This is a genomic window from Rhizobium sullae (genome assembly GCF_900169785.1).
Classification (GTDB): Bacteria; Pseudomonadota; Alphaproteobacteria; order Rhizobiales; family Rhizobiaceae; genus Rhizobium; species Rhizobium sullae.
The window spans coordinates 1-12,721 of sequence record NZ_FWER01000097.1; the positions used below are offsets into that span (position 1 = coordinate 1).

At 59.5% G+C, this 12,721-nt stretch carries 14 protein-coding genes and 1 pseudogene; 3 read left to right on the plus strand and 12 right to left on the minus strand.

Translation table 11 applies throughout. The features are described from left to right. The first annotated feature begins 66 nt into the window (after positions 1 to 66). A complete protein-coding gene (locus BN1800_RS40980) occupies positions 67 to 438 on the plus strand; it encodes an FAD-dependent oxidoreductase (protein ID WP_425299107.1) in 372 nt (123 codons plus the stop codon). Here the strand turns inward: BN1800_RS40980 and BN1800_RS37655 are convergent. After that, positions 319 to 1,152 (minus strand): helix-turn-helix domain-containing protein, encoded by an 834-nt coding sequence (locus tag BN1800_RS37655; RefSeq protein ID WP_087005788.1) that lies wholly within the window; start codon positions 1,150 to 1,152, stop codon positions 319 to 321. The two genes, BN1800_RS40980 and BN1800_RS37655, sit on opposite strands and share 120 nt — an antisense overlap. Before the next feature lie 276 nt (positions 1,153 to 1,428). On the opposite strand from BN1800_RS37655, the gene BN1800_RS37660 reads away from it, so the two are divergent. Continuing rightward, positions 1,429 to 2,346, plus strand: coding sequence for a helix-turn-helix transcriptional regulator (locus BN1800_RS37660; protein WP_244564791.1), 918 nt, complete (start codon positions 1,429 to 1,431; stop codon positions 2,344 to 2,346). A gap of 139 nt (positions 2,347 to 2,485) precedes the next feature. Here BN1800_RS37660 and BN1800_RS37665 read toward each other — a convergent pair whose 3' ends face one another. The 7 genes from BN1800_RS37665 to BN1800_RS37695 form a co-directional block, all read right to left on the minus strand. After that, positions 2,486 to 3,322, minus strand: coding sequence for an alpha/beta fold hydrolase (locus tag BN1800_RS37665; RefSeq protein ID WP_425299108.1), 837 nt, complete (start codon positions 3,320 to 3,322; stop codon positions 2,486 to 2,488). 212 nt (positions 3,323 to 3,534) lie between these two features. Beyond that, positions 3,535 to 5,133, minus strand: a complete 1,599-nt coding sequence (locus BN1800_RS37670) for an MFS transporter (RefSeq protein WP_087005771.1) — start codon at positions 5,131 to 5,133, stop codon at positions 3,535 to 3,537. Continuing rightward, positions 5,130 to 5,573 (minus strand): DoxX family protein, encoded by a 444-nt coding sequence (locus BN1800_RS37675; RefSeq protein ID WP_087005794.1) that lies wholly within the window; start codon positions 5,571 to 5,573, stop codon positions 5,130 to 5,132. Before BN1800_RS37675 ends, BN1800_RS37670 begins: the two co-directional genes overlap by 4 nt. 184 nt (positions 5,574 to 5,757) lie before the next feature. Continuing rightward, the gene (locus tag BN1800_RS37680) at positions 5,758 to 7,740 is read right to left on the minus strand and encodes an amidohydrolase (protein ID WP_087005774.1); all 1,983 of its coding nucleotides are present in this window, start codon (positions 7,738 to 7,740) and stop codon (positions 5,758 to 5,760) included. Next, positions 7,740 to 8,030, minus strand: a complete 291-nt coding sequence (locus tag BN1800_RS37685; protein WP_087005777.1) for a XapX domain-containing protein — start codon at positions 8,028 to 8,030, stop codon at positions 7,740 to 7,742. The genes BN1800_RS37680 and BN1800_RS37685 overlap by 1 nt, the downstream gene beginning before the upstream one ends. A gap of 70 nt (positions 8,031 to 8,100) precedes the next feature. Next, positions 8,101 to 8,790, minus strand: a complete 690-nt coding sequence (locus BN1800_RS37690; RefSeq protein WP_087005779.1) for a hydrolase — start codon at positions 8,788 to 8,790, stop codon at positions 8,101 to 8,103. Between the two features lie 95 nt (positions 8,791 to 8,885). Beyond that, the gene (locus BN1800_RS37695; protein ID WP_087005782.1) at positions 8,886 to 9,818 is read right to left on the minus strand and encodes a VOC family protein; all 933 of its coding nucleotides are present in this window, start codon (positions 9,816 to 9,818) and stop codon (positions 8,886 to 8,888) included. A 120-nt stretch (positions 9,819 to 9,938) separates the two neighbouring features. Here BN1800_RS37695 and BN1800_RS37700 point away from each other — a divergent pair, with 120 nt between their 5' ends. Further along, a complete protein-coding gene (locus BN1800_RS37700; RefSeq protein WP_087005785.1) occupies positions 9,939 to 10,838 on the plus strand; it encodes a LysR family transcriptional regulator in 900 nt (299 codons plus the stop codon). 271 nt (positions 10,839 to 11,109) lie between these two features. Here the strand turns inward: BN1800_RS37700 and BN1800_RS44340 are convergent. The 4 genes and pseudogenes from BN1800_RS44340 to BN1800_RS37710 form a co-directional block, all read right to left on the minus strand. Further along, positions 11,110 to 11,243 (minus strand): annotated as a pseudogene (locus tag BN1800_RS44340) (CrpP-related protein); the annotation flags it as partial. A gap of 41 nt (positions 11,244 to 11,284) precedes the next feature. Then, positions 11,285 to 11,833, minus strand: coding sequence for a LysR substrate-binding domain-containing protein (locus BN1800_RS43170; RefSeq protein ID WP_244564792.1), 549 nt, complete (start codon positions 11,831 to 11,833; stop codon positions 11,285 to 11,287). After that, positions 11,830 to 12,207, minus strand: coding sequence for a LysR family transcriptional regulator (locus BN1800_RS43175; protein ID WP_244564793.1), 378 nt, complete (start codon positions 12,205 to 12,207; stop codon positions 11,830 to 11,832). Before BN1800_RS43175 ends, BN1800_RS43170 begins: the two co-directional genes overlap by 4 nt. A 53-nt stretch (positions 12,208 to 12,260) precedes the next feature. Next, on the minus strand, positions 12,261 to 12,721 hold a 461-nt coding region (locus BN1800_RS37710; RefSeq protein WP_179214002.1), incomplete at its 5' end, for a class II fructose-bisphosphate aldolase.

A 12,721-nucleotide genomic window follows, 5' to 3' on the forward strand; every position in this document is an offset into this window, starting at 1 on the left:
GCCCCCCAAGCAGGATCATGCCCATTATTTAAGGCATTTCTAACTTATAATATCTTAGAGCTATGAGTGGTAGCAACAATTGAATTTGATTCGCCCGATAAAGGCAGGTACGGCCCGGCACGCCGGCATACGCTCGAACACTGCGTCACTGACCTTTTCCCGGGAGGCCACGTCGCCAAGGCATACTTCTGGTCAGGTTTGCAGCCGATGACGCCGGATGGAGCGCCGATCATCGGCGCAACAAAGATTGCCGGCCTCTTCCTCAACGCTGGTCATCAAGAGCCCGATCCGAAAGACCTTACAGAAGGCTCGTCTGGATTACGAGTTGCGCCGCCAACTGCCCGGTGTTGTGCCGACGATATCTGCAAAGACCCGCGTAAAATGGCTTTGGTCGGAGAAGCCGCAGGCGATCGCCACTTCGGCAAGCGCTGCATCTGAGGCCCGCAACAGGTCGCGGGCACGATCTATTCGCTTGCGAAGGACCCATTGATATGGCGTCATGCCGGTTGTCTCACGAAAAGCGCGGATGAAATAGCCACGCGACAGGTTGCACATTTGTGCAACTTCCGAAATCGATACGTTGCCGTCGAGGTTCTCGAGAAGCAAACCTTTCGCCAGATCCTCATGCGCCCGCGAGAGCCTCCGCAACCTATCGGCGGTTCTCGCGGCCTGTCCGCCGTAGCGCTGGACCAGGTAGGTTCCGATAGCGGTCGTCATCTGGTCGACGAAAAGCGTGTTGGCTTCGTCCGGTTTTTCGAGTGCCGGGATGAGTGCCCGAGCGAGATTTGCAAGCACGATATCTTTTGATGCGGTGTCGGCTGACAGCGATGTCACGCCCGGCATCTCAGCATCATCGGCAATTCTGCTGAGGGAAGCAGGAGAAATTTCAAACAACACGAAATCGAAAGGACCGCCGAGATCGGCCTTGTAGGCTTGTGAAAGGTCGCGAATATAGATCGAGTTGTCGGTGAAATCGTGGGTTGTCGCATGGTGCTCGTGGAAGATGCGTCGTGTGTGGCCGCCAAGCGAGGAAACTCCGACGACGAAACCCCGATCGCTTGCCGGGGTCATGACCTGATCAAGTTTACTGTTGACCGTGCCCTTGCGAAAGATAGCGATGTCCGAACCGACCAGGTTCTGGTTGATGGACAATTGTTTCATCGAGCAGCCGAACCCGTCGGTCGAGTTGCCAGCAGAAGTTCGATTTTGGAGGGGAGGAACAAGGACCACGTCGCACTTCTTTCACTTTTACACGCTTAAACAGGGGTTCCGCGGGCTTTGGTAACATTGTTATCCTAAGCGCATTTTTCGACAATTTGTTAAATCGGCCCGGCAAGGATCCTTTTGTTCAAGATAGACGTTTGAAAGCCGTGTAGGAACCTTGAAACAGGTCATCTGGGCGGTACGGCTATATAGTCCCCAGTCAGGATGATCGAGACACATGTGAGTGAAGCATTGGCGGTCAGTGAAGAAATTGCGGCCTGTTTTGGGATTGACGCTGCAAGGACGCTGGCAATCAGGCCTCTTCGCGAATCCAAGCTCGCTGTCGTCCATCTCGACCACTCCTACGATGGCGAACATTCTGTCTTCCTGCCGACAGATGACGCCTTTCTGGTCATGCTCTACCTCCTCGACGTCGATCACTGCGACATCCGGCTTGACGGAGCCAGGATGCCAGTGAAGACCTATCCCAAAGGTTCCATGTGCCTCATAAGTCTTACGAATGGCGCTGGAATTTCGATTCGGGGGCGCTTTGAGGCGCTCGCGTTTCATATCCCAAGTACGCTTTTTCTCGAACTCGCTGAGGAAGCCGGCGAACCACGCATTTATGACCTTGCAACCTGTCGCGGGATAGACGATCAGGTGGTCCGTAATATCGGCGGTGCGCTGATGCCGATGTTCGACATGCCGGATGAGGTCAGGGACACGCTGCTTCCTCATATCGGATTGGCGTTGAGTGCTCATCTTTCGCATCGTTATGGACGGTCGCCCGTCCAGTACCTTTCAGGTACCGGCCGGCTGTCCCGGTTGCAGGAAAAGCGTATCAAGGCATACATAGCGACAAACTTATCGGGCCAAATAGCGATCGAGAAGATCGCCGAAGCTTGCGGGTTTTCAGTCGAGGAGCTCTGTTCCGGTTTCTTAAAGGCAACCGGACAATCGGTTTCTGAATGGATTGCGGCATATCAAATGAGCAGAGCCAAATCGCAATTGAGCAGCACCGGGGAAACTATTACCCGGATCGCTGAAGCGTGCGGGTTTCGGGATGAAAATGAATTCGTCGCAACCTTCACAAGGGCCTTGGGAGCGCCTCCTGCGGAGTGGCGCTCGCGGAACCGGCACTAGGAGAAACCATCGAGCAGCGCTGCTGGGCTTTGGGCTCGGCTTCAGATGAAAAATCTCAGAACTGTCGTGGTAACCAGTTTGGTCCGGTTGATCGGCCGGATCCGGGTGCGGCCAGAACGGCCCCACCCGGACAGTCAAATCAGGCCTGGATGAACGCCAAGAGATCGGCGTTGAGGACATCGGCGTGGGTTGTCAGCATGCCGTGCGGGTAACCCTTGTAGACTTTCAAAGTGCCATTCTGCACCAGCTTGGCGGACAGTCGGCCGGCGTTGTCGATCGGCACGACCTGATCGTCGTCGCCATGCATGACGAGCGTCGGAACGGTGATTGCCTTCAGGTCTTCCGTCTGGTCGGTCTCGGAGAAGGCCTTGATCCCATCGTAATGGGCCTTGGCACTGCCCATCATGCCCTGTCGCCACCAATTCTGGATAACGCCGGGATAGACCTTCGCGTCAGGACGGTTGAAACCATAGAACGGACCAGTGGGAAAATCGACGAAGAGTTGCGCGCGGTTGTCGGCGACGCCCTGGCGGATGCCATCGAACACCTCCATCGGCAAGCCGCCCGGATTTGTCGCGGTTTTCAGCATCAGCGGCGGAACGGCTGAAACCAGAACGGCCTTGGCGACGCGCCCGGAAGGCTGACCGTACCTTGCCACATAACGAGCAACTTCCCCGCCGCCGGTTGAATGGCCGACATGAACGGCGTTCTTCAGATCGAGCGCTTCGACCACGGCGAAGGCATCGGCGGCATAGTGATCCATGTCGTGACCGTCAGAAACTTGAGCAGAACGGCCGTGGCCACGGCGGTCATGGGCGACGACTCGGAAGCCCTTTGCCAGGAAGAACAGCATCTGTGCATCCCAATCGTCCGAGGAGAGCGGCCAGCCATGGTGAAAGACGATCGGCTGGGCATCCTTCGGACCCCAATCCTTGTAGAAGATTTCGACGCCGTCCTTGGTGGTGATATAGCCCATTGTATTATCTCCTTTGGCTGAGGTGGTGGTCGAAGCACCGTTGGCCGCCAGGCCAAACGATGTGGGAAGTACCATGGCGACTGCGGCGGCTGCTCCGGAAAGCAATGCGCTGCGGCGGGTGATTGAGGGGAAGTTCTCGGTCATTGTCGCGTACCGTGATCCTTTAATGGCTATGATTCGAGGGTAGTGGTGGATGCCGCTCTCCCGCGTTGCTAGGCGGCCTCCGGCCGGTTGATTGTCAGGAGATGCCGCACGACCGGCTTGTCCGTTCCTGAGTGATAGGCGAGGACCTGGCCTTGTAGGTCAGCATCGGCATTTGAAACCCGCTTGTGCTGGCGAAGATGCTCCGCCCAGGATTCGACCATGAACCATTCGACAATCTTTTGCGGATCGGCGGAGTCTTCCGTCACCCCCCATCCGTAGGCGCCGTCCCGCCGCCGCTCGTGGGACATCTCATCCAGCGCATGCAGGAAGGCTGTGCGATGATGTTTTTCGACATGGTATTCGATGAGGATCAGAACTGGTCCGCGGTCATGGGCTACAGGCTCGGCGACCAATGGTTCTGGCCAGTGATTGGACGGCACCATATCCGCGTCGCCGGCCGGCAGCTTTAAGCGATGCATGATGAAGCCCGCGATGAGCAGTCCCACTGCGCCGATCAGCAGCGCACCCGGCACCCCGGCAGCTTCACCGACGGCACCCCAGCCAAGGCTACCTGCCGTCATCGCGCCATTGAAGACGGTGAGATAGACCGCCAGGCCGCGACCGCGGACCCAGTTCGGCAGCACGGCCTGCGCTGCGCCATTCAGCGTGGTCAGGGCGGTGATCCAAGCACCTCCGAGAAAGAGCAGAACAATGATGGCGACCCATTTCGGCGGCGCGAGCGACAAAGCGCCCATGACGAGTGCTGTGATAACAGCGGCACCGAGAAGCAGGCCATCGGCATCAAAACGTTCGCGCAGTTTAGGCATGAGCAAAGCGCCGCCGATCGCGCCGGCGCCGACGGCGCCAAGCAGGATGCCGTAGAAGCCTGCATCACCACCGAGCAATTGTCGGGCGACGAGCGGCAGGAGTGCCCAGATGGCACTGGCGAAGGCAAAGAATATCGCCGCGCGCAAAAGTACGACATGCAAGGGCTTGCTGGCGCGGGTGTAGCGCAGGCCTGCACGGAACGCGCCGAAGAAGCCTTCAGCCAGCGCATCATTTGTGTTCTTTGCGCGCGGCCACCAGACGAGCGCCGCGATGACGACGAGATAGCTGGCAACATCCGCGCCATAGGTGACGGCCGCGCCGAAGGCAGCAAGGAGCAGGCCGCCGCCGGCCGGCCCGATCGACCGGGCGATATTGATGCCGAGCGAGTTGAGCGCGACGGCGCTCTTGACGTCCTCTCGCTTCACCAGTTCCGGCACGATCGCCTGCCAGGTCGGCCCCATCAACGCGGCGCCGACGCCGCCAAGGAAGGTCAGGCCGATCAGCGCACTGACCGAAAGCATGCTGGTATTTGCCAGGACCATGAGGCTTACGCTGACTGAGGCGAGCAAGATCTGCACGGCGATCAGGAACTTGCGACGATCGAGAATATCGGTGAGCACGCCCGCAGGTATTGCCAGCAGGAAGATCGGCAGGGTGCCGGCCGCCTGGACCAGAGCAACGGCGGCCGGCGAGGCAGATAGATCGGTCATGAGCCAGGAGCTGGCGACATCGCGCATAAAGCTGCCGGTATTTCCGAGGACGGTTGCAGCCCAAAGAACTGCGAAGACTGGCTGGGCAAGGGGAGCGAAGCTGCCCCCGGGGGATTTGGTAGTGCTCATTTGCCTGCTCCCTTGGTCAAATCAATTGCCGCGACAATGATGAAAGCGCCAGCGAGCCCGAGATGTTCGAAGAAGGCGTTGGTTGCCATCATGCGGTCCATGCCTGCGGGCAACTCCCAGAAACGAAGGGCAATAAGGGTGGCAAAGAGCGTGAACGCGGCGAGCGCCAGCGCACCAGCCCAGCGAAGGATCCCCGACACCACCATGGCCGAGGCTGCTAATTCGAAGACTATAACGGCGACTGCAAAGAATGCCGCCGGATGCAGGCCGAAATGGTTCATTTCAGCGATTGCACCGTTGAGATCAAAGATCTTGGTAATTGGTCCCTGGATATAGGCCGCACACAGGGCAAGCAGCGCAAGCGTCCGGGTGGCGGGGGCAGCAACGAGCCCGGCGATACGCCGGCGCCAGCCGTTGGCAGAGAAGGTGTGATCGGTCATGTCGGCTCCTGCAATGTTGGCCGCTTCGTCCATGCGGGCGGCGTTGGTTCCATCTGATGGAGCGATATTGGCCGCAAAGATTAGAGCCAGCAATTGCATCAAAAATTTAGATTCTCTTGCGATATTCGCAATAGTCTCCCATGGGGCAGCGATCTGGTGCTGCCTCATGGATGATGTTGAAAAATCACACCGCCCAGCAGGCGCAACCGAGCGCACCGAAGAAGCCCTTGAGATCGGCGATCGGCAGTTTCGATGTCCAGCCGCCGGCGTGGTCGTGGCCATGGACATTGCAGGAATTGGCGCAGCCGCAGGTCGAGATCGCAGTCCGGCGCAGGGAATTCATGCCTGCACCTTGCGGCTCACCCCATGCCGCATAGCCGCCAAACTTTCGAACGGGAGACCAGTCCGGCATGGCGGGCGGGACGTCGTTCTCGTCGAGTGCTGAGAAGTCGCCGGCACCATAGACGATCTTGCCGCCGACCATGGTCAATTGCGAGGTGAGGTATGAGATCTCGTCTTCGGCACAGGTGAAGAAGTCCTTGTCCGGCACGACGAGATCGGCGAACTGGCCTTTTTCGATCCGGCCCTTCTTGCCTTCTTCGTTGGAGAACCAAGTGACCTTTTCCGTCCACATGCGCAGCGCCGTCTCGCGGTCGAGGCAGTTGGCGCGCGGATAGAGCTGCATGCCGCCGACCGTCTTGCCGGTCACCATCCAGGCAAGGGAAACCCATGGATTATAGGAGGCGACACGGGTCGCGTCGGTCCCTGCGGAGACGTTGACGCCTTTCTCAAGCATGCGCTTGATCGGGGGCGTAGCTTCGGCGACGCCGTGACCATAGCGCTCGACGAAGTATTCACCCTGATAGGCCATGCGGTGCTGGGTGGCGATGCCGCCGCCGAGCGCCGCGATCCGGTCGATCGAACGATCCGAGATCGTCTCTGCATGGTCAAAGAACCAGTTCAGACCTTCAAGCGGGATGTCCTTGTTGACTTTCTCGAAGACGTCGAGCGAACGGGAGATGGTTTCGTCATAGGTGGCATGCATGCGCCAGGGCCAACGGTTCTCGGCAAGCACGCGAACCACTTCCTCCAGTTCGCCTTCCATCTCCGGCGCCATTTCGGGCCGCGGCTGGCGGAAATCTTCGAAGTCGGCGGCAGAGAAGACGAGCATTTCGCCAGCGCCGTTGTGCCGGAAGTAATCGTTTCCCTGCTTGTATTTGACCGACTGCGTCCAGTTGAGGAAGTCCTGCTTCTCTTCCTTCGGCTTCTGCGTGAACAGATTGTAGGCAAGGCGCACCGTCAGTTGGTCCTCATCCGAGAGCTTCTGGATGACCGCGTAATCGTCCGGATAGTTCTGGAAACCGCCGCCTGCGTCGATCACGCCGGTGACGCCCAACCGGTTGAGCTCGCGCATGAAGTGGCGGGTGGAATTGACCTGATATTCGAACGGGAGCTTCGGCCCTTTGGAAAGGGTCGAATAGAGAATGCCCGCATTCGGCTTGGCAAGCAGAAGCCCCGTCGGATTGCCGTTGGCATCGCGGGTGATCTCGCCACCCGGAGGGTTCGGCGTGTCCTTGGTATAGCCGACGGCGCGAAGGGCGGCGCCGTTCAGCAGCGCGCGGTCATAGAGGTGGAGCAGGAAGACCGGGGTATCGGGTGCGATCGCGTTGATCTCGTCGATCGTCGGCAGGCGCTTCTCCGTAAACTGGTGCTCCGTGAAACCACCGACCACGCGAACCCATTGCGGCGCCGGCGTGACCGCCACCTGTCGCTTCAGCATGTCCATCGCATCGGCGAGCGACCGAACGCCATCCCAGCGGAGTTCCATGTTGAAGTTGAGGCCACCGCGCACGACGTGGGTGTGATTGTCGATCAGGCCAGGGAGCATGCGCTTGCCCTTCAGGTCGATGATTTTCGTATCCGGTCCAGCAAGCGCCATCACTTCGCTGTCGGTTCCCACCTCCAGGAACAGGCCGTCCTTGACGGCGACTGCGGTCGCGTTCGGATTTGCGCGGTCAAGCGTCGTGATCAGTCCGTTGTGAAAAACGATATCGGCGTGCATGGAATCGGCTCCGGTCTTGATGGGATCGGCGGCGTTGGCCGTTGAAAACAGATTGGAAAAGGCGAGGCTCGATGCTGCGCCCAGGAATGTTCGGCGCGTGGTCATCAGCTTTTCCCCAATGTCGGATTTTCACGGGGTGGGCTCACCGCCACCACGTTTGCCCCGCCCTTCGGGAGGTGCCCGAACATGTGCGGCTTTATCTGGTGAAGCCAGGAGACGGCGGCAGGCTCGCGCGCCCAAATCCTTTTTGCCAAGGGCACCAGTTGCTCGCCGACGAGGATCCCAAGCAGGCCGATGAGAGCGACAACGGGCGGGGCGGGCGAACGGACATTCAGCAGGCTGTAGATCACGCCCACCAGCAGGCCAGCACCGAGGGACAGGAGATAGAGTTTCATCGCGGATCACCTTCGCTTGGAGGAAGCAGTTCACTCCGGCAGGCGGCGGCCTGCCGGAGTGATGACGGTTTTACTTCGCGGGGTTCGGGCCGATCCGCTTGCCATGGCTGACCCGCTCGGCGCCGCCGTGGACGTGGGTGACGGCATAGTCGATGCCCATGCCGTAGGCGCCGGAATGCTCCTTCACCAGCGAGGTGACCGCGTCATAGGTTTCCTTGCGGGCCCAGTCGCGCTGCCATTCCAGGAGGACCTGCTGCCAGGTGACGGGCACGACACCGGCTTGTACCATGCGGTCCATCGCATATTTGTGTGCGTCGACGGAGGTGCCACCGGAAGCATCGGCAACCATGTAGATTTCGTAGTCGGTGTCGTTCATGCAGGAGAGCGCGAAGGTGGTGTTGCAGACTTCGGTCCAGAGGCCTGCGACGACAACCTTCTTGCGACCGTCTGCTGCATGCTTGCCCAGCGCCTCGCGGACGTTCTGGTCGTCCCAAGAGTTCATCGACGTGCGCTCGAGGATATCATTGTCCGGGACGACGGCGAGCAGTTCCGGGAACGTGTTGCCCGAGAAGCTGTCTGTTTCGACGGTGGTGATGGTGGTCGGGATGTTGAAGATCCTGGCCGCCTTGGCAAGGCCGACGACATTATTCTTCAAGACCTGGCGGTCGATCGACTGGACGCCGAAGGCCATCTGCGGCTGCTGGTCGATGAAGATGATCTGGCTGTTCTGCGGGGTGAGGACCTGAAGTTTGCTGGACATCTCGTGTCTTCCTTTGATGAGGTTGAAGGTAGGTAATGGGGCACGGAAGGCGGCACGTCTTGAAAGTTATGCCGCCGTATTGTCGGAAAGCGACGTCATGCGGCAAGTGGCGTCAGGCCGGCTTCGATCTGGTCGCGATAAGGCTCGTATCGTGCAGGCAGTTTCAACACTTCGCCGAGGTGTGCCGTGTCTTCGTCGCGGTCGAATCCCGGTTCGTTCGTGGCGATTTCGAACAAGACGCCGCCGGGTGTGCGGAAGTAGATAGCCCAGAAGTAATCACGGTCGATGACAGGTGTCACCTGGTATCCCGTATCCATCAGGGCCTTGCGGACTTCGAGCTGCTTTGCGCGGTTCTCGACGGCGAAAGCGATGTGATGCACCGAACCGGCGCCCTGCCTTGCGAAAGGCGTTTTCGGAAGAAGCTCGAGGTCGATCGTATCGGCACCATTGCCGCCGGGGATGATGAAGCGAGTGACATCGCCATCCGTCTCGGCGCGCTGGTAGCCCATGAAGCCGAGCAGTTCGGACGTGGCAGCGGTATCATGCAGGCGGAACTTGGCGCCGGTGAAGCCACGGATGCCGACGCTTTCGTCGATGCCGGCACCATTCCAGGCCTTGCGGCCATCGTCTTCCGCTTCGACAAGGGCAAACCCTTCGCCGTCCGGCCCCTTGAACAGCAGGCGGTCAGCACCGAAGGCGATGTCGGCCTGCAGGTTGCCGGCTCCCTTTGCAGACAGGCGATCCTGCCAGAACGAGAGCGAGCCCCTGGGGACTGCGAACTGCGTTTCGCCGACTTCGCCGACGCCGGGGCGGCCGCGCATTACGTCGGGAAAGGGGAAGTAGGTCATGACGGAGCCGGGGGTGCCGGCCTCATCACCATAATAGAGGTGGTAGACGTTGGGGTCGTCGAAATTCACGGTCTTCTTGACGCGGCGCAGGCCGAGCGTATCCGTGAAGAACGTGTTGTTCTGGCTGGCATCCGATGCCATCGACGTGATGTGGTGCAGTCCCTTGATATCCTTGATCATGATGGTCGCCCTTCCGCGGCTGCGTTCGTTTGTCTGGTGTGATTGAAAACCTAGGCCTGTTGATCATCCGTCGGAATTGCAATAATAATTGTCAGTGAATTGCCATGGATGAAATAATCAATGAACGACTACAAGCTGCTTCGAACTTTTCTGCTGGCCGCCGAGAAGCGGAACTTCGCGCAGGTCGCGCGCGAGCTCGACATGACGCCGGCAGCCGTCACGCGGGCGATTGCTGCCTTGGAGGAAGATCTTGGGGTGCAACTCTTCGTGCGGACCACACGCCAGGTGTCGCTGACAACCGACGGCGCGATCTTTGCCGCCCAGATACAGCCGGCGGTGCAGGCGCTCGACAACGCGCGCAAGGATGTTATGAATACCCACAAGGCGGATCATGGCCGCCTGCGGATCAGCGCGCCGACCTGGTTTGGCCAGCAGGTCCTGCCGCCCATCCTCTCCGCATTCAAGGAGCGCTACCCGAAGATCAGCTTCGAGATCTCGCTTGCCGATGGGTTCGTGAATATCGTCGACGATGATTATGATCTGGCAATCCGCATTTCCGGGGCCCCTTCGGACAAGTTCACGATCTGGCGTAAGATCAGCGTCGTTCGCCGTATCCTCGTCGCAGCGCCCGGCAGCCGGTTTTGCGATATGAAGCACCCGAATGAACTCATTCCCGACGATTGCCTGGCCTATAGCGGCGACAGCAAGCGGGAGACCTGGACGCTGTCGGACGGCAGCGGCAGTGCCACGATTTCCGCGGGCCGCGCATTCAGCGCCAATAGCGGGGAAGTGCTGGCGAGCATGGCTGCCGATGGCGCCGGGGTTGCCATGCTGCCCAAGTTCCATGTGGCGGAACAACTGCGCACCGGTCGACTCGCCCATGTCCTGCAAGACTGGTCACCGCCGGACTTGTGGCTGACCTTGTACTACCCCCCTTACCAGGCACTTCCGCCGCGCATCGCCTCGTTTTCGAAATTCTTCGAGCAGCAGATCCCGGCGTTCATGACCACTATGGAATGAGTCACGTCTCCTCGATCACCCATGAGCGGGAAGCCGTACGGGGCTAGCAGCCCAAGCGGAAAGGCTTCGGTTCGCACGGTGATGGCCCCCATTGCGGAACCCGTCGCGCTGGGGCAAATGTCACCTCACGCCACGTGAGGCGGATATATGTCATTTCAACTCGAACGGCTTGTTTCAGACCATCGCTGGGCGCGGCCGAAGTATTGATAGGTGTCTACGCTCGGCCTCCATGGAGCGAGGTTGTCGCATGAAGCGGCGTCTCCGCTAACCACTACGCATCGAGCGGAGGTTGTGTGGCAATCGAGATCAGTTCCGTGAAGTGCCCAACAATCCTACCTTCGCGGCAGGCATCCTCCGCTTCCCACCGAACTTTTACGCATCGTGACGCGCAAGCCAGTCCCCGATAGGCAAGCCGATATGCCCATCTATGGTTCCATAATAGCGCGTTACGCAACAAAAGATTGCCTTTTCAGCAGCTTGAGAACGTGAGCCGGGGTCGACGGTTTCAGTTGGTTCAAGAGCCCAGCTCCCGCCCATATGGGCCCATGCATGCCAAGCCCTTGTTGATTCCGGCCGCGAACCAGATCAAGAAACGCGGCGAGCACGGGTCTCATCTGTCGGCGCGACGGGTAGTAGAAATGGAAGCCCGGGAATGGTGGCGTCCAATCCGCCAGGACCTGAGTGAGCTGGCCGCTGGCAAGGTATGGTGCAACTTCATGTTCCAGCAGATAACCGACACCCAAACCGTCGATCGCAGCGCCAAGCATTAACTCCGACTTGTTGAAGGTCAGCGGGCCGGTAACACCGACCTCCAATGTTTTGCCGTCCTTCTCGAATTCCCAGGCGTAGATGGTCCCGGCAGTCACCAGTCGGTAGTTCATGCAGCGGTGCTGGATCAGATCCGCCGGCTGAACGATTTGCGGGTGCCGCTCGAGGTAACCGGGGGCCGCCACGATGGCCATGCTCAGATCTGGTCCGACCTTGAGGGCGATCATGTCGCGCTCCAGTTTTTCGCCGGACGGATCCCTCCGTCGAACTGCTCTGCCACGATGTCCCGGTAGGCGTAGTCGATCAGCACCTCGACGGTCGCCTGAGGACATTTCGCGGCGAAGGCAGGCAGGAGCGGTCTGACGACCGCCTCGTAGGCTTGACGCGTCATCGTCAGTCGCAAGGTGCCGGATATCTGACCGCGTCCGCTGTCAAGCGCGTCCAATGCTCCATCTATTCCATTGAGTGCCGGTCTCAACGTTGCGACCAGCGTCTGCCCCTCTTCCGTCAATGATAAGCTGCGGCTGTTGCGCTGAAGGAGCCGGTAGCCGAGGCGAGCCTCCAGGCGGCGGATCGTATGGCTGAGATTGGAGGTCGACATCGCCAAACTGGCAGCCGCCCCAGTGAAACTCGGCGTCCGCTGCCGTTTCGCTATCAAGAAAAAGTCGGGTCTAGCGCGCCGGAGTTGTAACGCTTTGCCATTTCCGAAAGCGGAAGCGGCCGGATTTGCGAAGCCTTGCCCGCCGTTCCGAACTGTTCGAACCGCTCCTTGCAGAGCTTTGTCAGCGCCACCATGGCCGGTTTCAGATATTTGCGTGGATCGAATTCGCTGGGGTCTTCCTGCAGAACACGCCGGACCTGGCCGGTCATCGCCATTCGGACATCGGTATCGATGTTGATCTTGCGAACACCATTCTTGATACCGCGCTGTATTTCCTCGATCGGCACGCCCCATGTCGGCTTCATCTGGCCGCCGTACTGGTTGATGATTTCCTGCAGCTCGACCGGGACCGATGATGAGCCGTGCATCACCAGATGAATATTCGGCAGCTTCTCGTGAATCTGCTCGATGACGTTCATCGCCAGCACCGAGCCGTCCGGCTTGCGGCTGAACT

Coding starts and splice junctions, on each gene's coding strand:
- BN1800_RS37660 (WP_244564791.1), top strand. CDS start 1,429: ATGATCGAGACACATGTGAGTGAAGCATTGGCGGTCAGTGAAGAAATT.
- BN1800_RS37665 (WP_425299108.1), bottom strand. CDS start 3,322: ATGGGCTATATCACCACCAAGGACGGCGTCGAAATCTTCTACAAGGAT.
- BN1800_RS37670 (WP_087005771.1), bottom strand. CDS start 5,133: ATGAGCACTACCAAATCCCCCGGGGGCAGCTTCGCTCCCCTTGCCCAG.
- BN1800_RS37675 (WP_087005794.1), bottom strand. CDS start 5,573: ATGACCGATCACACCTTCTCTGCCAACGGCTGGCGCCGGCGTATCGCC.
- BN1800_RS37680 (WP_087005774.1), bottom strand. CDS start 7,740: ATGACCACGCGCCGAACATTCCTGGGCGCAGCATCGAGCCTCGCCTTT.
- BN1800_RS37685 (WP_087005777.1), bottom strand. CDS start 8,030: ATGAAACTCTATCTCCTGTCCCTCGGTGCTGGCCTGCTGGTGGGCGTG.
- BN1800_RS37690 (WP_087005779.1), bottom strand. CDS start 8,790: ATGTCCAGCAAACTTCAGGTCCTCACCCCGCAGAACAGCCAGATCATC.
- BN1800_RS37695 (WP_087005782.1), bottom strand. CDS start 9,818: ATGATCAAGGATATCAAGGGACTGCACCACATCACGTCGATGGCATCG.
- BN1800_RS37700 (WP_087005785.1), top strand. CDS start 9,939: ATGAACGACTACAAGCTGCTTCGAACTTTTCTGCTGGCCGCCGAGAAG.
- BN1800_RS43170 (WP_244564792.1), bottom strand. CDS start 11,833: ATGATCGCCCTCAAGGTCGGACCAGATCTGAGCATGGCCATCGTGGCG.
- BN1800_RS43175 (WP_244564793.1), bottom strand. CDS start 12,207: ATGTCGACCTCCAATCTCAGCCATACGATCCGCCGCCTGGAGGCTCGC.